1 protein-coding gene is annotated in these 1,374 nt (G+C 72.1%); it reads left to right on the top strand.

The annotated features are described in order from the left end of the window. Positions 1 to 1,374 (top strand): HNH endonuclease (locus G6N77_RS19465; protein ID WP_165183823.1); only part of this gene is annotated, 1,374 nt, incomplete at both ends.

The following is a 1,374-nucleotide window of genomic DNA, read 5'->3' as shown; positions in this document are numbered from 1 at the left end:
CTGTTCATGGCCCAGCAGCGCCTGGCCCAGGCCCGGGCCGGGGTGGTACGGGAGAAGCTGGGCAAGGGCGTGGCCGAACAGGTGGCCCTGGCCCGGCACGAATCCGCCGCGCGCGGCCGGCAGCTGTGCGGCCTCGCCCAGGTGGTGGTTAGGGAGATGCCGCACGCCATGGCCGCGTTCAGCGCCGGAATCCTCAGCGAGTACGGGGCCGGGATCCTGGCCCGCGAGACCGCCTGCCTGACCTTGGAGCACCGGGCCGCCGTGGACGCTCTGGTGTGCGCCGACCGGGACCGGCTCGCGACCATGGGCAACCGGGAACTCGGGGCCGCGGCCAAAAAGGCCGGCCTGGCCCTGGACCCGGCCGCGGTCGCCAAGAGGTACGCCCGGGCCGAATCGGAGCGCTACGTCTCCCTGCGCCCCGCCGCGGACGGGATGACCCTGCTCACCGCCCTGCTCCCCCTGCGCCAGGGCGTGCGGGCCCTGCACCTGCTGACCAGGATCGCCGACGCGGCCAAGGCCGCCGGCGACGAACGCGGCACCGGCCAACTCATGGCCGACACCCTCCTGCACCGCCTCACCCGCCACGACCCCTGCACCACCGACACCCCCGAAACCGACAACATCCCAGAACCAGGCAGCACAGCCGGCACCGCAGGCACTGCCGGCGGTGCCGGGGCCGGGGTGCCCGGAAACCGGTTGTGCACCACGGTCTCCGAGCCCGACGTCGCCCTGGAACTGGTCATGACCGACCGCGCCCTCTTCGACGGCGCCAGCGACCCCGCCCTCCTCGTCGGACACGAACCCATCCCGGCCCCCGCAGCCCGCGCCCTCGTCTACGGCACCCCAGACGGCGGCCCACCCGCGGCCCCTCCCGGCGGACCACCGGCCGGACAGCCCGCCGGACAGCCCGGCGGGCAGGTGCCAGGGCAGGTGCCAGGACAGGCGCCGGGCGGCGGACCCGCCTTTTCGCCCAGGGTGTGGCTGAAACGGCTGTTCACCCATCCAGAAAGCAACGCCCTGCTCGCCATGGACTCCAAGGGACGCCTCTTCCCCGAGGGCATGAAGGAGTTCCTGCGCCTGCGCGACCAAAACTGCGCCACACCCTACTGCGACGCACCCATCCGCGAATACGACCACATCAAAGCCTGGGCCGCCGGCGGGGAAACCAGCATCGCCAACGGCCAAGGACTCTGCACCGCCTGCAACCAGGCCAAGGAAGCACCCGGCTGGACCACAACCACCAACCAAACCAACACCACCAGCGAAACCAGCACCACCGGCGAAACCAGCCAAACCACCGTCACCACACCCACCGGCCACAGCTACGTCTCAACAGCCCCACCCCTCCCCGGCCCCACACGCAGGCAACGCACC

Source organism: Arthrobacter silviterrae, from assembly GCF_011045165.1.
Lineage (GTDB): Bacteria > Actinomycetota > Actinomycetes > Actinomycetales > Micrococcaceae > Specibacter > Specibacter silviterrae.
The sequence above is the reverse complement of the archived record's forward strand: the minus strand, read 5'-3'. Positions and strand labels throughout refer to the sequence as shown.